The sequence below is a fragment of the Aquamicrobium sp. YD-1-mutant5 genome, assembly GCF_059509755.1.
Window position 1 is genome coordinate 109,227 of the sequence record NZ_JCAKKP010000002.1, and the last position, 22,915, is coordinate 132,141.

Below are 22,915 nucleotides of genomic sequence, written 5' to 3' on the forward strand. Positions count from 1 at the left end.
GTCCTGATGAACCGCGTCAGGCCGGGACTGCCACCGGCGTTCTTCCGCAAATCCGGTCGAGCAAGGCATGCCAGGAGTGCGCCTGCGCGCTGCCGGGACGGCGCTCGCCGAACACCCATGCGATCTGATCGCCCTGATCGTCAAACAGCTCGATGGACCTGATTTCGCCATCGATGGTCGGCTTGGACACGAGCCAGCAGCTTGCTGCCGGGGATCTGGCGATCTCAAGCCCGAACGTCTCGTCTTCCACCGAAAGGCGCTCCGCCGTTACGCTGACAGTGTTCACCTGTCCGATATGGATCTGCACGTTGCCCGGCGAGCCGACGAAGATCATGACGCCTTCGCCCTGTCTGGCTGCTTCTTTCAGCACCTCGAAGAAAAGGTCGGTATCGACCTGCGAGGCCAGATCGTCCGGCACCAGCCGGTAGCTTTGGGTGCGCTGCGCGCCGTGGCGGCGGGCCAGCGCGAAAATATCATGGGTGTCGAGCATGGAGCGCCACTGCGCCGCCAATGCCGCCACATCGATTTCTGCGTCGTCGGGTGCAGCCGGCGGCGGGGAAGGGCGGTGCACACCGATCCGCGGGCTCTGATCGCTGTCCCTGAAACGCTGCGCAAGCTCGCGCAGCTTTTCACCGCCGGCCGGCGTGCGCGCAAGAACATGCAGGACAGACCGGCCGCAGGAATCGAATATGTGCAGCCCGTCAGCGTCGTATCCGGCTATCTGTGCGCCGGCAAAGAAGCCGTGCGTCCAGCTTTCCAGTCTGATGCGCAGATTGATGTTGCGGTCGAGAACGACCGGGCGCTCCTCATTCCACATGATCCGGTCGAACATGCCATGCTTGCGGTGGGTTGCGGCAGGATTGCGGGTCACGACGGTAACCTCCCCCGCTTCCGGCAGGGCCTGCACAATGCCTTCCCAGTCGGTATCCAGCCGTATGACGCTTTCTCCGACCAGAGCCGCCATGAGGTGCGCTTCGGTGACAGCGTGCGCGGCTGCGAAATCGGGTACGCCAGACGGGGTCCGATCCGCCAGATTCCGTCGCCACAGCGCGGCCAGACCTTCGGTGTCGACCGGCTCGAAAAGTTCGGCCGGGGTGGGGCGGGCGAGCAGCTTCACCTCGGTGCGCGTCTGTTTCGCGGCGTTCCAGTAGGGCGCTACGTGGATGCGTCCTTCATCGATATGACCGAGCTTGCGCCAGTGCGCGCGGGCAATCTGGAAGGCGGTCAGTTCAGCGCCGAGCCAGCAGGCGACGCGGCCCGTTTCGGGAACGGGCGTTTCCACCACCGCTTGCGCCAACAGCCGGCCATGCGGCAGGCCGGGCTCGCCATCGCGCTGAAGCCATCTTATCTCCATGCCGGCCGGCGCTTTCAGAACCTGTCGCTCCTGCGCATCGGCGATTTCGATCAGCACAAGCCCGCGGGCATCATGAGGCAGGTTTTCCAGCATGCGCGCGATCGGCGGCAGGGAAGATTCATCGCCGGCAAACAGATACCAGTCGGCTTCATCGACAGGGCGGCCAATGGGGCCGATGATGCCCAGAAGAGCATCCGCCTTCACATTTTTCGCCCATGAAGCGGCGACCCCGTCCCCGTCATGCAGGAAGAAGTCGATGTCGACTTCACCGGCATCGGCACGAATGTTGCGCAGGGTGTAAGCCCGTATCGGCATCCGCGCCTGTCCCCGGTTCCAGACCGGGCGGCCATCGGCGCTGACATGCGGCCATTGTGGCTTGTCGCCTTCGGGAAACAGCAGCCTTGCGTGCAATCCGCTGCCGGCCAGCGGCCCGACGTCGGCTCCGGCAAGCGTCACCCGCCGCATGGTGGGCGTCAGATCCACCCACCGGCATACCCTCATGATGCGCAACGGGCGCTCGTCTGCGGTCCCCATCCAGTCCTCTCCCGAACACCGAAGCCTGCCTGTGGCGAGTACAGTATTCCGCCCGCGGTTGAAAGCTCGGTGAAAATCCCGGGGAGGAAGGGGCGTGATACGGGGCAATTGCAGAAACTGCCTTCGCATTCGGTTTGAGGCGCTGCGCAGCCCCATGCCATGAGGGAAGCGCAGGCGGTCCAGCGGTGTCAGGCCAAGCTATCTAGAGCTTTCTGGATATGGGAAATGTCCCGTCCAGTCGCCGCTCCTCATGATGGGCGACTGCGCGCGTGAGCGCTTCTGCCGAGAACTGGATATCGGTTGCGATGGCCTGTGCGGCCACCGAGGCATTGCGTGTCCGCAATGCCCCGATCAGCTTCTCGTGATGAGGCAGGCCATCGGCCGGCGTGGCGAAGTCCGGATAGATGGTGACGAGGTAGGAGCCGACCGTGAGCCACAGGCTCTCGATCATCTTCAGCAGCGTCGGCATTCCCGCCGCTTCATAGAGGGTGAAATGCACCTTCCAGTTCGCCTCGATCATGGCCGTGTAGTCCTTCGCGGCAAAATGGTCGACGAGTTCGTTGTGGAACGCCTCGATGCGATCGACGGTCTCGTCATCGATGATCGCGGTTGCGGCCTCGGTGGCGAGCTTCTCCAGCGACAGGCGGATGGCCGTGATCTCTGCCACGCGCTCCGGCGTCAGGGCGGGAATGCGCACCGTGCGGTTCTGGTCGAGTTCGAGGATGCCCTCGGCCACGAGGTTGAAGAGCGCCTCGCGCGCCGGCGTCATGCTGACATTGAGCACGGCGGCGACGGCCCGGATGGTGATCTTCTCGCCGGGACGGAAATTGCCGGCCATCAGCGCGCTGCGCAGGCTGCGATGCGCCATGCCGCCCAGCGTTTCCTGCCGGTCAATCGGATCGATAGCCTTCAAGCCGGACACTGCATTCTCCGTCAGCCCCTCACCGCGACCGCGCTGATTTCAACCAGAACACCGGGCACCGGAAAACCCACGACCACAACCGTATTGGCCGGCCGGATGTCCCCGAATGCCTCGCCGAGCGCCGTCCCCACGGCCGGCATCAACTCTGCGCCGGCAATATAGGTTGTGAGCTGGACGATGTCAGCCCGCCTGAAATCCGCCTGTGCAAGGGCGGCCTCGATATTGGTTACGATCTGGCGCACCTGCATGGCCGCGTCGGGATCGATCGTGCCGGTGGCGTAATTCATGCCCACCGTGCCGGAAACGAAGACCTGGCTCCCGGTCACCACGGCTCTGGAATATCCATAGGCCGCCTCGAAGTGCGAGCCGGAGGAGATGTTACGACGCGTCATGGCCAGCTTCCTGTTCGTCGGGATCCATGCCGAGATAGGCGATGCCTATGCGGCGGTCGTTGAGGATATCGGCCGCGGAGCCGGAAAACTCGTTCTGGCCCATGGCCAGCACATAGCCGCGGTCGGAGATTTCGAGCGCGCCATAGACATCCTGCTCCACCATCAGAACGGTGATGCCGAGCTTCGCGGGCAGTTCCTTCACGCTGGCGAACATGTCGGTCGTGGCGGAGGGCGACAGTCCGGCGGACGGCTCGTCGAGCAGCAGCAGGCGGGGGCCGGCCATCAGCGCCGAAGCGAGCGCCACGGTCTGGCGTTCGCCGCCGCTCATGGTGCCGGCCTTCTGGCGCATGCGCGGAGCCAGTATGGGGAAAATGCCGACCAGCTCCTCGATGCGCCGCGACACCGCCGCGCGGTCGAGCGTATAGCCGCCCAGCTCCAGGTTCTCGCGAACGGTCATGCCTTTGAACGTGTTGGCAAGCTGGGGAACGAACCCGAGCCCGAGCCCGACCAGCTCTTCCGTCTGCCTGCCGAGGATGCTGTGGCCTTCAAGGCGCATTTCCCCCTTCGACCACGGCACGTAGCCCATGATCGATTTGAGCAGGGTGGACTTGCCGCAGCCGTTCGGCCCGATGATCGACACAATCTCGCCGGCAGAAACCGACAGATCCACCCCGTGCAGCACCTGTGCCGGACCGTAGCCGGCGCGCAGGTTCGCGACTTCAAGCAACGGCTGCATGGCGCTTCCCCAGATAGACCTCCAGCACGCGCGGATCGCGCTGCATCTGCGCCGGCGTGCCGGAGGAAAGATTGCGGCCGGCGCTCAGCACGAACACATGATCGCAGGCCCCGCTGATGAACTTCATGTCGTGCTCGATGATCAGGAAGGTCTTGGCCGACCGGTCGCGCAGATCGCGCACCATGGAGACGAATTCGCGCACCAGCGTGGGGTTCACGCCGGCCGCAGGCTCGTCCAGCATGATGAGATCCGCGTCGCACATCACCGCGCGGCCGAGCGCCAGCAGCTTCTGCTGGCCGCCGGACAGATTGCCGGCATATTCGTTGGCGACCCGCGTCAGCTTCAGCGTTTCGAGGATTTCGCGCGCCCGGACAAGCTGAGCCGTCTGCTGCGTCCTGATCGCGGAACGGCGCAACAGCGCCTGCAACGGCAGCTCGCCGGTCTGGCCGGCCGCCGCCATCAGCATGTTTTCCAGAACCGTCATGCGTTTGGTGGCATGGCCGTTCTGGAAGGTGCGCACCAGCCCGAGCCGCGCGATCCGGTGCGGAGCCATGCCGCCGATCTGCTCGCCCCTGAAACGCACCTGCCCGCTGTCGAACGGCAGGAAGCCGCTGACGCAGTTGAACAGCGTGGACTTGCCGCAGCCATTGGGGCCGACCAGCCCCACGATGCTGCGCTCGGCGACTTCCAGCGAAACGTCCTGGAGCGCGTGGAAGCCGGAAAAGCTCTTGGAGAGCCGCTCAACGGCCAGCAGGGGTGTCGCCATCTGCGAACTCCTTCTTGCGTTCGGGGAACAGGCCGTCGGGGCGGTAAACCACGATCGCCATGATCAGCAGGCCGATCACCACCATGCGCAGGCTGGCGATCATCTGCGGGTCGAGCGCGATGACGTCCTTGAGGAAGCGGGTGCTGTTGAGGAACACGGTGACGACCGCGACGCCGACGACCGAGGCCGCGAGGTTGCCGCGACCTCCGATCATGACCATGGCCCAGATGATGATGGTGACGGTGGGCAGGAAGTCGGCCGGCGAAATGAAGGTCAGGTAATGCGCATAAAGCGCGCCTGCGAGCCCGATCAGCAGGCCGCCGATGGCGAGTGCCCGCACCTTGATGGAGAACACGGGCTTGCCGAGCGACAGGGCCAGATCGTTCTCCTCGCGCACCGCCTTGAGCACGCGCCCGAACGGCGAGGACACCAGCAGGCGCAACGCCAGATAGCATGCGATCGCCAGCAGCCAGACCAGCCCGCAGAAGGCCGCCGTCTGATATCCGGCCGGCATGATGGCATCGAGCGGGCGCGGTATGCCGACCAGACCGAACGAGCCGCGCGTCAGCCAGTCTTCGTTGAGCAGGATGAGGCGGATGACCTCGGCCAGCCCGACTGTGGTGATCGCCCAGTAGTGGACGTTGAGACGCTGCGTCGGCAGCGCGATCAGCGCCGAAACCAGCCCCGCCATCAGTGCGCCGGCGAGCAGGCCCGCCCAGACCGGCACCCCGGCAAGGGTGAGCAGGCCGGACGTGTAGGCGCCGATGGCGAAGAAGCCGACGACGCCGAAATTGATCAGCCCGGCGATGCCGTACTGGAAATTGAGGCCGATGGCGGCAATCGTGTAGATGCCGATCATGGTCGCGAAATAAAGAACTATATCGGTCATCAGTCGCCACTCGTTCCCTGGAAGAGGCCGCGCGGCCGCAGGATGAGCACCGCCACCATCACGAGGAAGGCGACGGCCAGCTTGTATCCGGTATCGATGTAGAGCGGTCCGGATGCGAAGGGCAGGAACGACCAGTCGATGGCCAGCACGATGTTTTCGGCCAGCCCGATGATCAGCGCGCCCAGCATCGCGCCATGCACCGAGCCGATGCCGCCGAGCACGGCGGCCGCGAAGGCGGGCAGGATGACGCTGTAGCCGAGCTCCAGCGAGATCACCGTTTCCAGCCCGATCAGCGCGCCGCCGAGTGCTGCATAGCTGCCGACGATGAACCAGACCCTGGAGATGATCGCCTCGACGCGGATGCCCCGCGCCCGCGCCAGCTCGCTGTCGTCGGCCAGCGCGCGCATCGCCCGGCCAAGCCGCGTATGCGAAAGCAGCAGGTGGAAGCACAGCATGGCGATGACGCTGACGACGAGGATGGTGACCTGCGTGGAGGTGATGAAGCCGCCGGCGAAGGAGAAGCTGCGCGCCAGCGAGCCCTCGAACGAATAGGATTTCGTGCCCCAGATCGCGCCGACGATGTTCTTGAGAAACAGCGAAAGCCCCATGGATGCGACCAGCAGCACAAGGCCCGGCGCGGTGCGCACGCGGGCGAACAGCGCCTTGTCGATGGCAACTGCGATGAAGCCGGTGGCCACCGCGCTGAGCGGAATGGCCAGCCACAGGTCGAGCCCCGCAGCAGACAGCGCATAGGCGAGATAGGCGCCGATGAGGGCCAGCTCGCCATGCGCGAAGTTGGCGAACCGCAACAGCGAGAACACCAGGGTGACGCCCATGGCGATCAGCCCGAGTTCGCTGGCGCGGACCAGCGAATTGATGAGTATCTGGGTGAGATTCATGTCGACGTCATTTTCCCGTTACGTCTTGCCTGCGTCCGGCCCCGTGCAGCAGGTTCCGGGCGGGCGGCCTTTGTGCAAGACCGCCCGCAACCGTTCAGTGGGCCGTATAGGGTTCGAGCTTGCCGGCCTTGATGACGAAGCTGCCATACTCCTGATTGTGCTGGATACCGTCCGCATCGACGGACATGTCCGCATCCGAGACGCCGCGATAGATCTCGAAAGCCTTCGGCAGCGCGGCGGAAATGGCCGCGGGTTCGGCGGAGTTCGCCAGATCCACGGCAAGCGCGGTCACCCATACGGCATCGTAGCCCACGCCGATGAACCAGTCGATGACCACATCGGAGCCCACACGGGTCTCAAGCGAGGTCCTGAGCTGCTGGAAGCGTTCGCCGCGATCGGCCGCGATGTCGAGCCCCTTCACGTCCTCGCAGGCCTCGGCGATGCAGGCGTTCACGATCTCGGCCGGATAGGGCTGATACCATGCCCCCTGCACGGTCTGCATGAGGCCCATTTCATAGGCCTGCTTGGTCAGCAGGCGGGCATTGTCGCCCCAGCTCACCGCAAGCACGATCTCGGGTTTGGGCGAGAACAGGCGCTGCAGCTCGGCGCGGTAGTCCGGCTGGCCGGCCTCGTAGCGGACTTCGGAGACCACCTCGCCGCCATTGGCGGCGACCGCTTCCTGCATGCGCCTGGCAAGGCCGACGCCATAGGCGTCGTTGGCCACGATAATGCCGACCTTTTTCTTGCCGGTGTCTTCCATGGCGTATTTCGCAAGGGCCGCGCCCATCACCTCGTCGGTGGCGATGATCGAGAAGTAGCCCTTGCCGAGCGAGCGCACATCCGGCGACGAGGCGGTGAGGCCGACATGCGGAATGTTCTTCGACAGCGAGTAGGACGCGGTCGGAATGGTGGTGGCGCTGCCCACGGTTCCAAGCACGACCGGAACCTTGTCGACGTCGACAAGCTTGCGGATGCCGTCCATGGCGGCCTGCGGGCTGGACTCGTCGTCCTCGATGACGAGCCGGAACTGCCGCGAGGGCGACAGCGCGTTCACTTCTTCCAGCGCCGTCTGCATGCCGAGCACGACGTTGTTGCCGCCACGGCCGAGGCTGCCGGTCATGGACAGAAGCACGCCGATGTCGACCGTCTGCGCATCCTGCGCCTGAACGGCCGGTGTGGTCATAAGCATCGGCAGGGAGATGGCTGAGAAGGCCAGTGCCTTCAAAATGGATCGTCTGATCATGTCAGTGTTCCCTCATAGGTTCGATATCTGGCAATGTGGTCCGTTGAGGACTTCTTGTTGCCTGCGCCTAGAGCACGCTCTCGGCAGTCAGGAAGTATTTCTTCTCGAAACGATCGAGCGAAAAATCCGCCCTTGGCAGGGAGCAGGCGCCGGTCTGCGCCAGTTCGGCCGCCATTTCGCCAAGCGCCGGGCCGGCGCCGAAGCCATGGCCGCTCAGGCCGGAGATCAGCACGATGCCGGGATGCTGCGGGAGCTGGTCGACGACCGGCAGGGCATCGGGCGTAACGTCGATCCGGCCCGCCCAGCGCCGCGCGATGCGCAGTTCCGCACCATAGCCGAAGCGCCGGCGCAAGGCGGCCATGCAGCGGTCGATGATGGCGGCGGTCGGTTCCGGCTCGGGCACGCGGATCGCATCGTAGCGCGAAGCGTCGTCGCCACGATAGGCGCTGCGCCGGCGCGGATCGTCGATGAAGTGACGGCCAAGGTTGATGCGCACGCCGGAGGGCCGCTTCAGCAGCGCCGGCACGAAGCGGGGCGCCAGCCTGATGCCGCGCGGGCTGATGTCGAAATCGAAAGGCCCGTCGGTGCCCGGACCGATGGTGAGCCCGCCATCCCTGCGCGGCCGCGCCAGCACGTCGGGCAGCCAGATCGGATGCGTCAGCCCGTGATCGAAGGGCTCGGTGCTGGCAAGCGAAACGCGCAGATCGTTGAGCGGAAGGGAAACCCTGAACGGTGCGAGAAGGTCGGCGGCCCACACGCCGGCGGTCACGATCACACGCCCGGCCCCGATGAAACCGGCCTCCGTCTCGATGCCGCTGACATGCCCGCCCTGCGTGACGATACGCTTCGCGACGCAACGTTCATGGACGACGACGCCGCGCGACCGCACCAGCCCGGCCAGCGCCTCGGTGGCGAGGTCGGGCTCGGCCCAGGCATCGTCGGCCGTGAACAGGCCGCCCTCGTAGTTGCCGCGCAGCCGGGGCACGAAGGCCGACACCTCCTGCCGCGACATCACCTGCGAATGGAGCCCGGATTGCGCGGCAAGGGCTGCCCAGTGGCGCATCTTTTCAAGCTGTCCGGCGTCGGAGGTCGGGGCCAGAATGCCATCGTCGTGGAAGCCGATGTCGGTCGCGACCTCGGCGCTGATCTGCCGCCACAGCGCCAGCGCGCGCCGCGCCATCGGGATTTCCCGAAGGTCGCGGCCCTGCTGGCGGATGAAGCCCGCGTTCCGGCTCGACTGCTCGCCACCGATACGGCCTTTCTCAAGCACCGCCACGCGCAGGCCCTGCCGGTTGAGCAGCCACGCTGCCGAGCAGCCGACAATTCCTGCGCCAATGATTGCGACGTCGTAGTTCGACATAGGTGCTCTGTGACTTGTTGCTTGTTATAACAAATTGCAGCATGGGCGATTGCTGTCAACCCGGATTCCGCAGCGTCAGCTGTGCAGGATCGGAAAAATCGAAAACCGTGACAGGATCCGCCGGCAACCGAAGGGCTGGTCGCGGGATCGGAACGCGGCGCAGGCTGCGTTCGTCCGCCAAACGGGAAGCCCGCTCAGGCAGGCGACCACGCCATCGCGCATGCGTTTGGCCGGCCCGGGTCCGCACCGGCCAGGCTGAGAACAGCAACGGCCCGTCGCTTCATGCGCGACCGGATGTGCAGCTCAGCTTGTGGTCGGGCAGGAAGCCTGGCGGGGGCGCGGCGCACCCGCCGGGCTTGCCTGTCATGTCTCAGCCCGCTTCCCCGATCGATGCGCACAGGTCCGACAGGAACGCCGCCGCCGGGGCGCCGTCCACTGCCTGATGATCGAAGGTGAGCGACAGTCCCATCGATGTGCGCCAGATGAGCCTGTCATCCCCGCCCCGGCAGGCGACTTCCTGCATGCGTCCGATGCCGAGTATGGCGATCTGCGGCGTATTGAGGATGGGCGTGAAATAGCGCACGCGCGACAGGCCGAGATTGCTGACCGTGAAGGTGCCTTTCGTCATTTCAGGCACGGTCAGCCTGTTGGCCCTTGCCCGTTCCGCCAGATCGCGCCGCGCCGCGGTGCGCGCCTGCAGGTCCATGGCCCCGGCGTCGAAAATGGCCGGCGCCACCAGCAGGTTTCCCGGCAGTGCGATCGCCACGCCAAGGTGTATCGCCGCCGAAAGATGTACCGCACCTTCCGACAGCGTGCCGTTCATATGCGGATGCCGCGCCAGCACCGTCACCACGGCATCGAGGATCAGGTCCTCGACCGAGACCCGGACGCCATCCTTCTCCAGGGCGGCCTTGCGCGCCAGCAGCGCGTCGGCGAAGCAGTCGGCATGGTGGGTGAGCTGCGCCGTCTCGGCAAGGCTGCTGCGCATCTTCTGCGCGATCATGGCGCGCGCGCCGCGCAGCGGCACCACGCGGTCGGCGAGCCCGTGCGGATCGGATGACGTCTGCGTCATGGTCTTACCCGATCCTGCCTATGACATCGCCTTTGGAGACGATGTCATCGACCTTGTTGACGATGGTCAGGGTCCCGTCGGCCGGCGCCCTGACCTCATACTGGATCTTTGCCACCATGATCTCGGCCAGCAGCATGTCCTTCGTCACGGCGGCGCCGTCCGGGGCGAACCAGTTGGTCACCACGGCCTGCTCGTCGCCGTCCCACATGTCGTCGGCGATAGTGATGTCCGTTGCCATGCTCAGGCTCCTGTGATGCTGTCGAATGCGGCGACGATCTTGTCGGGGTTGGGCAGGCAGAACTGCTCCATCGGCCGGGAGAACGGGATCGGTACATCGGGATAGGCGACGCGGCGCGGCGCGGCCTTCAGCACCGAAACGTCGCGCTCGCACACCGAGGCGATGATTTCTCCCGAAACGCCGAAACTGTGATAGTCCTCGTCCACGACGATCAGCCGGCCGGTCTTCTTCACCGAGTTGAAGACTGTTTCGCGGTCGAGCGGCACCAGCGTGCGCAGGTCCACCACTTCGGCGCTGACGCCCTTCTTCGCCAGCAGATCGGCCGCCTTGAGCGCATTGTGCACGCCCATGGCGAGCCCCACGATGGTCACATCCGTGCCTTCGCGCACCACGGCCGCCTTGCCGAAGGGCACTTCGTAGCTCTCTTCGGGCACATTCACGGTGGCGCCCGGTTCGGTGCCCAGCCAGCCCATGCCCTGAAGGCCCTTGTGATACATGAAGATGACGGGGTTCTCGTCGCGGATCGCCGCCGTCATCATGCCCTTGGCGTCATAGGCGTTGGAGGGCGACACCACCTTCATGCCCGGCAGATGGGCGAAGGTGCCATAGAGGCATTGCGAGTGCTGGCCGGCATCCGAATAGCCGCCGCCGGTCGAGGTCATCAGCACCAGCGGAACCTTGACGGACCCGCCGGAGAAATAGGTGTTCTTGGCCATCAGATTGTAGATGGCGTCCATGCACACGCCGAAGAAATCGACGAACATCAGCTCGACGATCGGCCGCATGCCGTCGGAGGCCGCGCCCACCGCCGCGCCGATGAAGCCCGTTTCGGAAATCGGCGTGTCGCGCACCCGCAGCTTGCCGAACTCCTCGACCAGACCGCGCGTGTTGCCGAACACGCCGCCCAGCGTGCCGATGTCCTCGCCCATGACGAAGACGCGCTCGTCGACGCGCATTTCCTGCGCGATCGCCTCGGCCATGGCGCGCGCTATGGTCAGGCGCCGTTCATTGGTGGCGGAAACCTTGTCGTTCATTGTCTCTCTCCCGAAAAATCCGTGACTGAAAGCCGGACGCAGCCGGCGGTCATGCGAAAACCCGATCCAGCGCCTCTTCGGCGGCCGGATAGTCGCTGTTGCGGGCGAATTCGATCGCCGCATCGACGCGCGCGCGTGCCCTTGCGGCAAGCGCGGCATCGTCTTCGGTGGTCAGGTCGCCGGCGGCGATCAGCCTTTCGCGCAGGCGCGGGATCGGGTCCTTCGCGAACAGCGCATCCTTCTCGCCCTTCGGCCGGTAGCCTTCGGCATCGCCCATGAAATGGCCGGCGAGCCGCCAGGTCTCGATCTCGATCAGCGTCGGCCCGCCGCCGCTCCGCGCCCGGGCAATGGCCTCGCCGGCCGCATCGAAGATGGCGAGGGGATCGTTGTCGGCCACATACACGCCCGGCATGCCGTAGGCGGCGGCGCGCACGTCGTTGCGCGGCACGGCGGTTGCGTCGGCCTTCGGCACGGAAATGCCCCAGGAATTGTCCTCGATCACGAAGATGACAGGCAGTTCCCACACCGCCGCAAGGTTGAGAGATTCATGGAAGGCGCCCTGATTGGCCGCGCCCTCGCCGAGAAAGGCGACCGCCACGCCCTCCCTGTTCGACATTTTGCGCGACAGGGCCGCACCGACGGCCGGCGCCATGCCCTGCGCGATGATGCCGGAGCAGGAGAAGTTCACGGCCGGGTCGAAGATGTGCATGTGGCCGCCGCGTCCGCCGCTCAGGCCCGTCTTCTTGCCGAATATCTCGGCCGCCATGCGGTCGAGATCGACGCCCTTGGCGATGGCGACGTGATGCGGACGGTGCGTGGACGTGACGATGTCGCCGGCGTTCAGATGCGCGCACACGCCGACCGCACATGGCTCCTGTCCGTTCGACAGGTGCATCTCGCCCGGGATCGGGCCATTGGCCATGTTGAAGGCCGGCGTCTTGCCCTCAAGATAGATCTTCTCGATGGTTTCCTCGAAATAGCGGCTGACGAGCATGTGCTCGTACATCCACAATTGCTGTTCCCTGTTCGGCTGCATATCGCTCTCCTCCAACAAACCGCACCCTGTCGCGGATGCGCTGCCTTTCGGAAAGCGAGATGCGTGCCAGTTCGAGAAAAGCCGGAAACCCTTGCGGTTTTTCTCCGGGCGCCATCCATGGCAGGCGCAATCCTGCGACCAGTGTCGCGGAACTGAGACAGGACTGGCGCAACCCTGCGACGCGGGCCCGGAAGCGGCCCTGAACCTGAAGCGGTCAGCCGTTCGGGCGTGCCAGTTCGTATTCCTTCATGCGGCGATGCAGGGTCGCACGGCTGATGCCGAGGTGCCGTGCGGCCTTAGAAACCGCCCAGTTGCACGCGTGCAGCGCCTGCAGGATGCGCAGACGCTGCGCCATGTCGCTGGCGTTGCGCAGGCTGTCCCGGTTCGCGTCGGCCGGGCCCTCCTCGTCCGGAGAGGCCGGCTGCCTCCCTGCCCGGATTTCTTCCGGCAGGTCGTGGACCCCGACGATCCCGTCGTCGCAGGTCAGCGCCAGCAGGCGCAGCACGTTGGACAATTGCCTGATGTTGCCCGGCCAGGGGTGCGACACCAGCCATTCCAGCGCTTCGGCCGACAGCGACAATGGCCCGGCGGCGCACTTGTGCCCTGCCGCCAGCGACTGGATAAGCTCGCACAGATCGCTGCGTTCGCGCAGCGGCGGCAGCGCGATGCGCACGCCGTGGATGCGGTAGTAGAGATCCTGCCGGAAGCTGCCTTCCGCGACCATGCGTTCCAGATCGCGATGGGTGGCGCAGACGATGCTGAGCGCGACCGGAACCGGCTCGACCGCCCCCAGCGGCGTCACTTCGCGCTCGGAAAGCACCCGCAGCAGGCGGGTCTGCAATTCCAGCGGCATGTCGCCGATCTCGTCGAGGAACAGCGTGCCGCCGCTCGAAGCCAGAACCTTGCCGGTCTTGCCCTGCTTCAGCCCGCCGGTGAAGGTGCCGGGCTCATATCCGAACAGCTCGCTGTCGAGCAGGGATTCGGGGATCGCCGCGCAGTTGACCGCCACGAACGGCCGGTCGCTGCGCGCAGAATGCATATGGATGGCGCGGGCGAAGGCCTCCTTGCCGGTGCCCGTCTCGCCCTGCAGCAGGATGGGCAGGTCGGCATCCGCGACCCGGCGCGCCAGCTCGACATTGCGCTGCATGCGCGGCTCGCTGCCCGCGAGGCGCTCGAAGCCGGGTCCGGCCGCCGGCTGCCGCGCCGGCCCGCGCAGCCTGACGCTGGATGCGGGCGGCTGGACGATGACGCTGCTGCGCCGGCCATTCGGAAACGCGTAGGCATATTGCGCATCGCCACCCTGGGTGTCGAGCCGTTGCAGGCGCCCCGCGCCACCTTCCAGCGCGCGCAGGGGAACGCCGAGCAGTTCGCTGACGGGCTGGCGCAGCACATCCGCGCGCGCCGCGCCCAGAAGCCGCAGCGCGCTTTCGGACGCGCCCGCGACGAAGCCGCCGTCATCCACCGCCAGCAGGGACTGGAAAACCTCGCCGTTGATGTCGGGCGCCTGGGCCAGCCCGATCAGGAAATGGCTGCGGAAGCGGTTGCGGAACAGGGCCGTCTCGATCCATCCGGCCGAGTCCCTCACCAGCCGGTGCAGCAGCTTCGCTTCGCCCGGCTGGATGCCGGCATTGCCCGCCAGCGTCAGAACGCCGAGAATGTCGCCTTCCGGATCGACCATGGGCGTGGACACGCAGACGAACTTCTTGAGCCGGTTGTGATAGTGATCGGAGCCGATCACGAAGGTGCCGTGGCGCTCGACGAGCGTGGTGCCGATGCCGTTGGTGCCGACGACGGATTCGTTCCACACCGACCCCTGCGCCAACCCCTTGTCGCGCAGGTGATGCGCGGTCTCGGAATCGCAGAAATCCTTGACGACGACTCCGAGCCGGTCCGCGAACAGCACGCTGTAGCCGGTGTCGCGGACCACCTTGCGCATATGGATCATGGCGCCCGAGCCGAACTCCACCCGGTCGAGCGTGCGCTCGAACCGCTGGCGGATCTCGCTGTCGGTCAGCCGCGCAGGGGGGAACGCCCCGTTCGGATCGAGATTGTAGTCATCCCGGCAGCGTTGCCATGAGGCGGCAAGCGCCGAGGCGGTTTCCACCGATGCCATGATGCCTCCCAACAACCAGCCTCCTCGTTCCCCACAGTGTGCGCCACCCTTGCCGCATCGGCAAGAGGCCTGACGGCGGGCAGGGCAGTGCCCCGTTTCAGGAAGAGGTCTCGGGGGTGATGCTCTGCTTCAGCAGGCAGCGGCATCAATGCCGCCATGAGCGCCATGGATAAGGCGGAAGAGCGCTCGATGGAGCGCACTCTTCCACACCTCATGATCAGGGCTTACCTCAGACCTGATAGGTCATGGTCCGCACGATATCCCGCGCGGGGCGCTTTTCACCGGCCAGAACCTCGAAGTCGAGCTGGTTTTCGGCAGGCGCCAGCGGGCAGGTGACGAAGTTGGTGAAGGCGCAGGGCAGGGCGACCGCGTAGTTGAAGTCGATCCAGTCGATGCGCGTCTTCGCCTCGTCGGCGAATTGCAGCTCGATCACCCGGCCCGCACCATAGGTCACCGGGCCGCTGGTCCTGTCGCGTATATGCGCCACCGGCTGCACGCCGGCCGGCGTATCCTTGCCGATCAGCACGAGGCTGTAGCTTTTGCCATTGTGCTGGAAGGTGAAGGTGCCGATGCGCGGGGTCGATTCACGCACGCCCGCCTCCACGGTTTCCGCTTCATATTCGGTCTTCGGGGTCGGCGTGTAGACGCCGGGAATGCGCCATGCGGGATCGTAGTCGAAAGCCGAGACGCCGGCGTCCTCAAGACGCGCCGCCTGGCGCGGATCGCGCACGCGCACACCATAGAGCGGCTTGCCGTCCTGCGTGGTGCGCAGGATCGCCTCGACCTCGTTGAGGCCGTAATAGACCGGCAGGCTCTTGCCGTGGCCATAGGTCTGGTTGCGGCCGGGGATGATCTCGACCGGAGCGGCGGGATATTCGCCATTCACCGACAGGGTCGGGCCGGAGGTGGGCGGGGTGAACATGATGCGCCCGCCTTCGACGGACCAGAGGCCGGGCAGCATGTCGAAGCTGACATCCCTGTCACCCTCTTCCAGCCAGTACTGGGCAACCAGCGAGGTCCAGCCATAGGGGCGGAACATGGTGGCGACATGGGCATAGCGCCATTCGCGCCACTGGCCTTCCAGATGTTCTGTCGTGGGCATGTTGCTCTTCCTTTCCAGGGAATTCAGGTGTCGGCCGGGGCGTTGGGAAGCTTTCCGGTGGTGCCGGTGACTTCGCCCAGGAATTCGAGAACGCCGCGCCATGAGCCGACATCGGCCGCGGCATTGCCGGCCGGCGTGCCGCCATTGGTGTAGGGCACCTTCGAGACCGGATGCTCGCGGGTCAGCTGCGTGGAGGGCACGACGGGAATGTTGATGGCGTGGCCGGCGTCGTCGAAATCGAGATGGCGCACCAGATGCGGATGGTTGTGCCGGCGCAGCGTCGACACCACCATGCGCGAATAGAGGCTGGAGGGCCATGCGCGGTCGTCGCGGCCGGAAATCAGCAGCACCGGGCCGGCGATCTTTTCGACCGGAATGCGGGCGCGGGCCGCCAGCTCCGTATCCTTCAGGCCCTCGAAGAAAACCGAGTGATGGCGTGTCGGCGGCACCGCGCCCGCCCATGGATGCCAGTGCACAGCGCTGTTGTTGTCCCACAGATGCGGCAGGGCCTCGCCATTGCGGGTCCAGGTCACGCCCTGCCAGCCGCCGCGCGCCGGATCGCCTGCCCCCTGCGCGCCATGCACCATGGCGCCGGGCACGAAGGCGATGACCGCCGATACCAGATCGGGGAAGGTGGCGCCAAGCAGCAGCGCCAGCTCACCGCCGCGCGACTGGCCGCTCAGAGCGACAAAGCCGTCCTTTGGCACGAGCTTCGCATGCGCATAGCGCAGGCCCGCTTCCAGATATTCGAGCGGCGTTTCGGTGATGTAGGGCGACAGGCCCGGCGCCTTGAAATAGCCGAGCGCGAAGGCGGTGTAGCCGCGCGAGGCAAGCAGCGCCGCGCGCGGTTCGTTGATGCCGCCGCCCGAGCCGTTCAGCACCACCACGACCGGGTGAGGGCCGGGCTCGGCCGGGGTGAACAGCGTGCCCACCAGCCCGTCCTCGCGGATCTCGCGGCGGCCGATGCCGACAGACGCGAAACGCTGCAGAAGTTCGGCATCGGTGCTGGCCCCATCGACGGTTTCGACGGTGAGCAGGGTGCGCAGCGGCACCATGACATCGACGGGGAAAATTTCATTGCTGGTGCCGTCGACGGGTTGCTGGCTCCAGACCGGTCCCATCGGCGCGACGCGGGCATAGTCGCCGCCGACCGGGGCGTCGCGGCTGAGATCGACCACGCCATCGGCATCGGCCATGAAGCTCGCCTGGCTCATCCATTCGACGCCGTTGCCGCGCAGGGTGCGGGCGGAAATGGCGACGCGTTCATCGGGCACCAGACCGGAAACGACGATGCGGCGCGGCTCATCGATCAGCGCATCGACGGGCTCGATCGAAAAGACGGGTACGGAAACAGGTTTCGTCGTCATCGGGATCACCGTGTGTTCATGCGCGCGAGATAGGCGTCAAAGCGCCGGGCAAAGTCGTCGTCCAGAACGGTGTCCGGCAACACCGCGCCGCCGCGCGGCCAGTAGCCGCCGCCGCCGGTCCAGTCGCTTTTCAGGGCGGCGAGCTTGTCCTGCCAGCCGGTGCGTTCTTCCGCGGCTCCCGGATCGAAGGCGAGGAGGAAGACGCCGCGGCCCTTCGGATCGCCCCGCCCGGCACCGGCGACGCCGGCCATCAGTTCGACGACGAGGCCGAGCAGCGAGCCGATCTGGCCGCCGCGCGGCAGCAGCGCGGCCACCTCGGCGGCAATGGTGGTGGGCCTGCCTTCGCCGTCCACCGCGATGCCTTCGCGCAACGGCGTGCCATCGGTGCGGGCGTTGCGGATGTCGGCCATGGTGGCGGAACTGCTGGCAATGTCGATGATGACGCGGTCATCGCCGTGGCCCATGGCCAGCGCGAAGGGGTTGGTGCCGATCACCGGCCGCGCGCCGCCATGCGGGGCCACGAAAGGCGGGCCCTCGGCGCCCGCCATGCCGACAAGGCCGGCATCGGCCAGATGGCGCACGAACGGAGCGAGGCGGCCAAAACCCCGCACGCCGCGCAGGAAGACGGCGGCGATGCCAAGCCTGCGCGTGGCCTCGGCCAGATCTAGCGTCGCGCTGGCCACGGCGAGCGGCGCAAAGCAAGCGGAACAGTCGAGCCAGCTTACGGCCTGCGGCGCGACGGCTTCCGGCACGGCGGAGGCTTGCGCCGTCCACTCGTCGAGCATGGCGATGCCGAAGCGCGGCAGGCCGAGCGCATCGGCCTCGACCAGCGCCGAGGCTGCAAGCTTCGCGGCCGCACTGCCGCCCAGAGCCGCCGACAGGCGCTCCACCGCATCGTGAACCCGGATCATTCGCCTGCGCTCCGCCCGGTGCCGCCGGTCTGGATTTCGTTCTGGGAGAGATAGCCCAGCGTCATCAGGCGCTCGATCAGGAATTCCCGGCTGCTCCTGATATGGGCGGTCTCGATCGCTGCCGCGCGCTCGCCGTCACCTGCCTCGATGGCATCGACCAGCGCCGTATGCTCGTCGGAATGCTCGCCGGTCTTGACGGTGAAATCGATGGCGAAGCGCAAAAGCCGCTCCAGCTCGTCGAACAGGTTCTCCGAAAGGGCGACCACGCGCCGGTTGCGGCTGCAACGGGCGATGGCGATGTGGAAGCGGCGCGCGACCTGCTGCATGGCGCCGATGTCGAGCGGGGCGGCATATTCCGAAACGATCTGGCGCAGCGCCGCGATGTCGGCGCTGGTGGCGTAGCGGGCAGCCTGCCTTGCCGCGTGCGGTCCGATCGCAGCGCGCAGGTCGAGGATTTCATGCACCGCCTGAAAGGTGATCGGGGCAACGCGATAGCCGCTGCGCGGCAGGATCGCGACCAGCCCGTCGGCGGCAAGCTTCTGCATGGCATCGCGCACCGGCGTCTTCGAGACCTCGTAGCGCTGGGCGATCGAAGCCGCATCGAGCGTCGTCCCCGGCGCGATCTCACAGCGCATGATCTCCTGCCGCAGCGCAGCATAGATGCGCTCCGAAACAGGTGCATTTGCGGTGGGGGCGGGGCCAGTGGGGATGGGGTCAGCGGCGTCGATGGTCATGGGCTTGCGATCCTCAGCCCGTCAATGCCTGGCCCAGGGCACGAACCGCCGCTCCAGCGCCTCAAGCGCCAGAATGGTGAGGTAGCCCATGACCGAGATCACCACGATGCCGACGAACATGCGCGAGACGGCGAAGGTCTGCCACGATGCCCAGATGAAGAAGCCGACACCGCTGCGCGCGCCGAGGAACTCGGCGGCCGCGATGATGATATAGGAGGAACCGGCCGCGAGCTTCAGCCCGGTGAAGATGCTGGGCAGCGCGGCGGGAAAGGCCACGCGCCAGAACGTCTGGAAGCGGGTTGCGCCGGCGTTTCTTGCCACATCCATGTAGATCTGCGGCGTCTGCATCACCCCGCCCATGGTGTTGTAGAACATGAGGAAGAACACGCCGATGGCGATGACGACGAATTTCGAGGCGTCGCCGACGCCGAAGATCAGCAGGATCAGCGGCAGGATGGCGATTTTCGGCACGGGATAGAGCGCCGCGAAGATGGGGCCGAGCACGCGGCGCACCGGCTGCGACAGTCCCAGGATGAGCCCGATGACGATGCCGGGAACCGCACCCATGAGGTAGCCGATGCCCACCCGGCGCAGCGTCGCGCCGATGTGCTGGAACAGCTCAAGGCTCACGATCATGCGCCATGCCGTATCGGCAATGGCGCTGGGTGCGGGAAAGAAGCGCCGGTCGATGAGGTTGAACTGGCTAGACAGCTCCCACAGCAGCAGGAGCAGCAGCGGGCTGAAATAGGAGGCGATGCGGAAGATCCGCTCGCGGCGTGCGGGCGCCTTGAGCCTGCGCCATTCGTCTTCGGTCAGATGAACGGAGGTTTTGGTGGAAACAGCGCTCATCTTCATGCCTCCACGGGCGAGGCCAGCAGGCGCCAGACCTCATAGGTCAGATCCCAGAAGCGCTTGTCGCGGCGCATCTCGACGACATCGCGCGGGCGCTCGAACGGCACCGCAAGGTCGGCCACCAGCCGGCCGGGACGCGGCGACATGACCAGAACGCGGTCGGCCAGCGTCAGCGCCTCGTCGACGCTGTGGGTAATGAAGACGACGGTCTTGCCGGTGGTTTCCCAGATGCGCAGCAGTTCCTGCTGGAGGACGAGACGGGTCTGCTCGTCGAGCGCGCCGAAGGGCTCGTCCATCAAAAGGATCTCGCGGTCGTCGACCAGCGCGCGCGCCACCGAGACGCGCTGCTTCATGCCGCCGGAAAGCTGGTGCGGGCGGGCCGTGGCGAATTCCGTGAGGCCGGTGAGCGCCAGCATGTCGCGCACGCGGGCTTCCTTTTCCGCGCGGGCAACGCCCTTGAGGCTCAAAGGAAAGGCGATGTTTTCCGACACCGTCAGCCACGGCAAAACCGAAGCTTCCTGAAACACCATGGCCGGCGGCGTGGCGCTGTGCAGCTTCACCGTGCCGCTGAGCTGCTCTTCAAGGCCGGCAAGAATGCGCAGCACCGTGGTCTTGCCGCAGCCGCTGGGGCCCACGATGCAGACGAACTCGCCGCGCTTGACGGAAAAGCTGACGTCGGAGACGGCCACGGTGACGCGGTCGCCTTCGCTGTCGTAGAAGGCCTTTGTCAGGTGGCTGACCTCGACGGCCGGTTTCGTTTCCTGCGCCGCCGCCGGGCGTGCTGCCTCATCCATCGCTGGCCTCACGGCTTGCTTGCGAGCAGGTCGTTGGCACGCTTGAGAAGATCGACGCGGTAGACGCTTTCGATGTCCACCGGACCGTCATATTCGAGCGCGCCGCGCTTGCGGAAGAATTCCTCCTGCTCGCGCACCGAGGCCATGTCGATGGCGCCGTCCTCCGAGCGCACGGTGTAGGGAATGCCGCGCAGGGCGTCGGGCTCGGTGCCGGTGTATTTCGCCACGACGTCGAGGATCTTCGCGTCCTCCCATCCGCCATTGTCGAGCAGGCGGGCAGCCTTGAGATAGGCCGCCATGAACTTCACCACCGCATCCTCGTTTGCGGCGACGAAATCCTGATTGAAGGCGATCAGGCCGAGTTCGGTGCCGAAAGTGTGGTCCTCGACCAGACGGCGGCCGAGGCCCTGCTTTTCCAGCTGGCCGGCGAAAGGCTCGATGCTCCAGCCGGCATCCAGCGCGCCGTTAGCGAAGGCGGCGGCGGTCGCGGGCGGCGGCAGGAAGACCGGCTCCACGTCGTCGAAGGTCAGGCCGCCCTTTTCAAGCGCCTTGCCGACGGAAAACATGCCGAAGCCGCCGGGGCCGGGAATGCCGATGCGCTTGCCCTTGAGGTCGGCGACGGAGCGAACGCCGGCATCCCACGCGGTCTGCGAAACCATGAAAGGCGAGGGGGAAGGCACGGTCGAAGGCATGCGGGCCGAGGTGGCGATGATCGCAACCGTGGCGCCGCGATCCAGCGCGTTGAACAGGCTGGAGGCCCAGGTGGCGGCGCCGGCTTCGATGTTGCCGGAAGCGAGCATCTGGATGGTTTCTGCCGTGTCGCCCTTCGGAGAGAGCGTCACGTCGACGCCGAAGTCGTCGAAGTAGCCAAGCTCCTCGGCGACGAAGAAGGGCGCATAGTCGGCATAGGGCGAATAGAGGAATTCGATCTTCGGCAGGTCCTGCGCGAAGGCCGGGACGGCGAACGAGCCTGCCAGAGCCGCTGCGGCAGCGGCTGCGATGAGATCACGACGGCTGATTGATGACATGCGCGAGACTTCCTTTCGTGCGCCAGTGCGTCCTTGCGGCGCCGGCATCCCACATCCCGTCACGGCCCGGAGGCGAAGACCTTTCGCGCGTGATCAGATGGTCCAACCGGACACTGTGATGTAACTCTGATGCATCAGTCTTGCAACCAGATATTCCAAAGCAACGGCTGCTTTGGTCTGGCATGCAGGATGAGCCGACCTTGTTTTCGGTCCTGCTCTTGCAACAGGTCGCTATCTGGCTGGAAGAGTGGTTGCCACGGAAGGAAAAACCTTCCGTTCTTTTGCTCAGGGCGGAAATTTATTCCGGCCTGAGTGTGAAAGATTTTCACCCGGTCGACAGTCAGACCTTAAGGGTTTGCGCGTATGGAAAGCAGCAAAGGCCTGTTGTGCGATCTCTGCGGTGCCTGCGGCGGCAGTCGGAAGGCGCCGGCCACCCGCAATGATGTGAGGGGAAGGTGAAGAAGCTTTATTCGATCCAATATCTTCGCGCCTGCGCCGCGCTGCTGGTTCTGTTCGCGCATGCGTTTTCCCACCAGATTGGTGCGGACGATCCCGTGATCGTCGCCGCGGGTCGTCTGGGCGTGATCCTGTTCTTTGTGATCAGCGGCTTCATCATGGTGTATATTTCGGGAAGCGGCCCCTTTTCCGCGCCGGTGTTTCTGAAGCGACGGGCCATAAGGATTGTGCCGCTTTACTGGATTTTCACGAGCCTGGCGGCGCTGCTGGCCGCCCTTGCGCCGGACCTTTTCCAGACAACTGTCTTTACGTGGTCCCATTATCTCCAGTCGCTCGCCTTCATCGTTCACGAAGCGCCCGAACGAGGCGGTGCGAGCCCGATTCTGTCTCTCGGATGGACCCTCAACTACGAAGTCTATTTCTATATCGTGTTCGCGGCGCTGGCGTTTCTTGGCGTGGGCGCGCGCGTCTATGCGCTGACGGTCTTCTTCGTCGCGATGTGGCTGGCGGGACTGCTGCTTGCTCCCTCCAGCCCTGTCCTGGAATTCTATCTGGGGGTATCGCCGCTGGCATTCGTCATCGGCGCATGGATTGGCCGGCGATATCTCGATGGCGGTTTTGCTTCCGAAACGGGCCACGTCCGGCTGCTGGCATTGGTGGCCATAGCCGGCGTGGCACTTGTCTTCGTTGATGACGGAACACCGCTCCTGAAACAGATCGGCTTTGCCGGACAGGTTCTGTGGGCGGCAAGCCTGCTGTTGCTTGGCCTCATTCTGGAACCGAAGATCAGGCATCTGAAGCTGCTCGAACAGCTCGGCGATGCTTCCTACGCCCTTTACCTGTCGCATATCTTCGTGATCGGTGCCGTGGCCTATCTTGCAAAACGCTTCGTCGGCTATGAGCATCCCGCCACGGTGTTTCTGGTCTCGCTGGTCAGCATCGTGACGGCATGCATCGCCAGTCTGGTGATCCATGAGCTTGTCGAGAAGCCGGTGCTTCGCATCCTGAACGGCAGGAGAAAGGTGAAGGGCGCCGCCCATCCTCATGCCGCTACAGGCAACAGGTAGAGACGCTTCCGGGGCC

At 65.7% G+C, this 22,915-nt stretch carries 22 protein-coding genes; 1 reads left to right on the plus strand and 21 read right to left on the minus strand.

Going from position 1 to position 22,915, the window contains the following annotated elements:
* Positions 1–16: 16 nt before the first annotated feature.
* From AC5XE7_RS03190 to AC5XE7_RS03290, 21 genes are all read right to left on the minus strand, one after another.
* Positions 17–1,888: an SIP domain-containing protein gene (locus AC5XE7_RS03190; protein ID WP_495364757.1), complete on the minus strand. Its 1,872-nt coding sequence runs from the start codon at positions 1,886–1,888 to the stop codon at positions 17–19.
* A 202-nt stretch (positions 1,889–2,090) separates the two neighbouring features.
* Positions 2,091–2,810, minus strand: a complete 720-nt coding sequence (locus AC5XE7_RS03195) for a GntR family transcriptional regulator (protein WP_495364758.1) — start codon at positions 2,808–2,810, stop codon at positions 2,091–2,093.
* 11 nt (positions 2,811–2,821) lie between these two features.
* Complete coding sequence (locus AC5XE7_RS03200) at positions 2,822–3,202, minus strand: Rid family hydrolase (protein WP_495364759.1); 381 nt, start codon at positions 3,200–3,202, stop codon at positions 2,822–2,824.
* A complete protein-coding gene (locus AC5XE7_RS03205) occupies positions 3,189–3,938 on the minus strand; it encodes an ABC transporter ATP-binding protein (RefSeq protein ID WP_495364761.1) in 750 nt (249 codons plus the stop codon). The genes AC5XE7_RS03200 and AC5XE7_RS03205 overlap by 14 nt, the downstream gene beginning before the upstream one ends.
* Entirely contained in the window at positions 3,922–4,704 is a 783-nt protein-coding gene (locus AC5XE7_RS03210; RefSeq protein WP_495364762.1) for an ABC transporter ATP-binding protein, read from the minus strand. Before AC5XE7_RS03210 ends, AC5XE7_RS03205 begins: the two co-directional genes overlap by 17 nt.
* Positions 4,679–5,593: a branched-chain amino acid ABC transporter permease gene (locus AC5XE7_RS03215; RefSeq protein ID WP_495364763.1), complete on the minus strand. Its 915-nt coding sequence runs from the start codon at positions 5,591–5,593 to the stop codon at positions 4,679–4,681. The genes AC5XE7_RS03210 and AC5XE7_RS03215 overlap by 26 nt, the downstream gene beginning before the upstream one ends.
* A complete protein-coding gene (locus AC5XE7_RS03220) occupies positions 5,593–6,492 on the minus strand; it encodes a branched-chain amino acid ABC transporter permease (RefSeq protein ID WP_239801746.1) in 900 nt (299 codons plus the stop codon). Before AC5XE7_RS03220 ends, AC5XE7_RS03215 begins: the two co-directional genes overlap by 1 nt.
* 94 nt (positions 6,493–6,586) lie before the next feature.
* Positions 6,587–7,735 carry an ABC transporter substrate-binding protein gene (locus AC5XE7_RS03225; RefSeq protein WP_495364765.1) on the minus strand — a complete coding sequence of 383 codons (1,149 nt, stop codon included), beginning with the start codon at positions 7,733–7,735 and terminating at the stop codon, positions 6,587–6,589.
* 67 nt (positions 7,736–7,802) lie between these two features.
* A complete protein-coding gene (locus tag AC5XE7_RS03230; RefSeq protein WP_495364766.1) occupies positions 7,803–9,095 on the minus strand; it encodes an NAD(P)/FAD-dependent oxidoreductase in 1,293 nt (430 codons plus the stop codon).
* 370 nt (positions 9,096–9,465) lie between these two features.
* A complete protein-coding gene (locus AC5XE7_RS03235) occupies positions 9,466–10,167 on the minus strand; it encodes a 2-oxo acid dehydrogenase subunit E2 (protein WP_495364767.1) in 702 nt (233 codons plus the stop codon).
* Between the two features lie 4 nt (positions 10,168–10,171).
* A complete protein-coding gene (locus AC5XE7_RS03240; RefSeq protein WP_495364768.1) occupies positions 10,172–10,405 on the minus strand; it encodes a biotin/lipoyl-containing protein in 234 nt (77 codons plus the stop codon).
* Between the two features lie 2 nt (positions 10,406–10,407).
* Positions 10,408–11,439 (minus strand): alpha-ketoacid dehydrogenase subunit beta, encoded by a 1,032-nt coding sequence (locus tag AC5XE7_RS03245; protein WP_495364769.1) that lies wholly within the window; start codon positions 11,437–11,439, stop codon positions 10,408–10,410.
* A gap of 49 nt (positions 11,440–11,488) precedes the next feature.
* Positions 11,489–12,475: a thiamine pyrophosphate-dependent dehydrogenase E1 component subunit alpha gene (locus AC5XE7_RS03250; protein ID WP_495364770.1), complete on the minus strand. Its 987-nt coding sequence runs from the start codon at positions 12,473–12,475 to the stop codon at positions 11,489–11,491.
* A 214-nt stretch (positions 12,476–12,689) separates the two neighbouring features.
* On the minus strand, positions 12,690–14,588 hold the full coding sequence (locus tag AC5XE7_RS03255) for a sigma-54-dependent Fis family transcriptional regulator (RefSeq protein ID WP_495364771.1): 1,899 nt from the start codon (positions 14,586–14,588) through the stop codon (positions 12,690–12,692).
* Between the two features lie 229 nt (positions 14,589–14,817).
* Positions 14,818–15,690 carry a DUF1684 domain-containing protein gene (locus AC5XE7_RS03260; protein ID WP_495364772.1) on the minus strand — a complete coding sequence of 291 codons (873 nt, stop codon included), beginning with the start codon at positions 15,688–15,690 and terminating at the stop codon, positions 14,818–14,820.
* 23 nt (positions 15,691–15,713) lie between these two features.
* Positions 15,714–17,057 carry an acyl-CoA thioester hydrolase/BAAT C-terminal domain-containing protein gene (locus AC5XE7_RS03265; RefSeq protein ID WP_495364773.1) on the minus strand — a complete coding sequence of 448 codons (1,344 nt, stop codon included), beginning with the start codon at positions 17,055–17,057 and terminating at the stop codon, positions 15,714–15,716.
* A gap of 5 nt (positions 17,058–17,062) precedes the next feature.
* Positions 17,063–17,968, minus strand: coding sequence for an Ldh family oxidoreductase (locus tag AC5XE7_RS03270; protein WP_495364774.1), 906 nt, complete (start codon positions 17,966–17,968; stop codon positions 17,063–17,065).
* Positions 17,965–18,702, minus strand: coding sequence for a GntR family transcriptional regulator (locus AC5XE7_RS03275; protein WP_495364775.1), 738 nt, complete (start codon positions 18,700–18,702; stop codon positions 17,965–17,967). Before AC5XE7_RS03275 ends, AC5XE7_RS03270 begins: the two co-directional genes overlap by 4 nt.
* Positions 18,703–18,723: 21 nt before the next feature.
* On the minus strand, positions 18,724–19,551 hold the full coding sequence (locus tag AC5XE7_RS03280) for an ABC transporter permease (RefSeq protein WP_183832090.1): 828 nt from the start codon (positions 19,549–19,551) through the stop codon (positions 18,724–18,726).
* A 2-nt stretch (positions 19,552–19,553) separates the two neighbouring features.
* A complete protein-coding gene (locus tag AC5XE7_RS03285; protein ID WP_183832091.1) occupies positions 19,554–20,348 on the minus strand; it encodes an ABC transporter ATP-binding protein in 795 nt (264 codons plus the stop codon).
* A gap of 8 nt (positions 20,349–20,356) precedes the next feature.
* A complete protein-coding gene (locus AC5XE7_RS03290; RefSeq protein ID WP_239801494.1) occupies positions 20,357–21,376 on the minus strand; it encodes an ABC transporter substrate-binding protein in 1,020 nt (339 codons plus the stop codon).
* A 455-nt stretch (positions 21,377–21,831) separates the two neighbouring features.
* Between AC5XE7_RS03290 and AC5XE7_RS03295 the strand changes: the two genes are divergently transcribed.
* Positions 21,832–22,899: an acyltransferase family protein gene (locus AC5XE7_RS03295; protein WP_495364776.1), complete on the plus strand. Its 1,068-nt coding sequence runs from the start codon at positions 21,832–21,834 to the stop codon at positions 22,897–22,899.
* Positions 22,900–22,915 lie beyond the last annotated feature (16 nt).

Coding starts and splice junctions, on each gene's coding strand:
- AC5XE7_RS03190 (WP_495364757.1), bottom strand. CDS start 1,888: ATGGGGACCGCAGACGAGCGCCCGTTGCGCATCATGAGGGTATGCCGG.
- AC5XE7_RS03200 (WP_495364759.1), bottom strand. CDS start 3,202: ATGACGCGTCGTAACATCTCCTCCGGCTCGCACTTCGAGGCGGCCTAT.
- AC5XE7_RS03205 (WP_495364761.1), bottom strand. CDS start 3,938: ATGCAGCCGTTGCTTGAAGTCGCGAACCTGCGCGCCGGCTACGGTCCG.
- AC5XE7_RS03210 (WP_495364762.1), bottom strand. CDS start 4,704: ATGGCGACACCCCTGCTGGCCGTTGAGCGGCTCTCCAAGAGCTTTTCC.
- AC5XE7_RS03215 (WP_495364763.1), bottom strand. CDS start 5,593: ATGACCGATATAGTTCTTTATTTCGCGACCATGATCGGCATCTACACG.
- AC5XE7_RS03220 (WP_239801746.1), bottom strand. CDS start 6,492: ATGAATCTCACCCAGATACTCATCAATTCGCTGGTCCGCGCCAGCGAA.
- AC5XE7_RS03225 (WP_495364765.1), bottom strand. CDS start 7,735: ATGATCAGACGATCCATTTTGAAGGCACTGGCCTTCTCAGCCATCTCC.
- AC5XE7_RS03230 (WP_495364766.1), bottom strand. CDS start 9,095: ATGTCGAACTACGACGTCGCAATCATTGGCGCAGGAATTGTCGGCTGC.
- AC5XE7_RS03235 (WP_495364767.1), bottom strand. CDS start 10,167: ATGACGCAGACGTCATCCGATCCGCACGGGCTCGCCGACCGCGTGGTG.
- AC5XE7_RS03240 (WP_495364768.1), bottom strand. CDS start 10,405: ATGGCAACGGACATCACTATCGCCGACGACATGTGGGACGGCGACGAG.
- AC5XE7_RS03245 (WP_495364769.1), bottom strand. CDS start 11,439: ATGAACGACAAGGTTTCCGCCACCAATGAACGGCGCCTGACCATAGCG.
- AC5XE7_RS03250 (WP_495364770.1), bottom strand. CDS start 12,475: ATGCAGCCGAACAGGGAACAGCAATTGTGGATGTACGAGCACATGCTC.
- AC5XE7_RS03255 (WP_495364771.1), bottom strand. CDS start 14,588: ATGGCATCGGTGGAAACCGCCTCGGCGCTTGCCGCCTCATGGCAACGC.
- AC5XE7_RS03260 (WP_495364772.1), bottom strand. CDS start 15,690: ATGCCCACGACAGAACATCTGGAAGGCCAGTGGCGCGAATGGCGCTAT.
- AC5XE7_RS03265 (WP_495364773.1), bottom strand. CDS start 17,057: ATGACGACGAAACCTGTTTCCGTACCCGTCTTTTCGATCGAGCCCGTC.
- AC5XE7_RS03270 (WP_495364774.1), bottom strand. CDS start 17,968: ATGATCCGGGTTCACGATGCGGTGGAGCGCCTGTCGGCGGCTCTGGGC.
- AC5XE7_RS03275 (WP_495364775.1), bottom strand. CDS start 18,702: ATGACCATCGACGCCGCTGACCCCATCCCCACTGGCCCCGCCCCCACC.
- AC5XE7_RS03280 (WP_183832090.1), bottom strand. CDS start 19,551: ATGAGCGCTGTTTCCACCAAAACCTCCGTTCATCTGACCGAAGACGAA.
- AC5XE7_RS03285 (WP_183832091.1), bottom strand. CDS start 20,348: ATGGATGAGGCAGCACGCCCGGCGGCGGCGCAGGAAACGAAACCGGCC.
- AC5XE7_RS03290 (WP_239801494.1), bottom strand. CDS start 21,376: ATGTCATCAATCAGCCGTCGTGATCTCATCGCAGCCGCTGCCGCAGCG.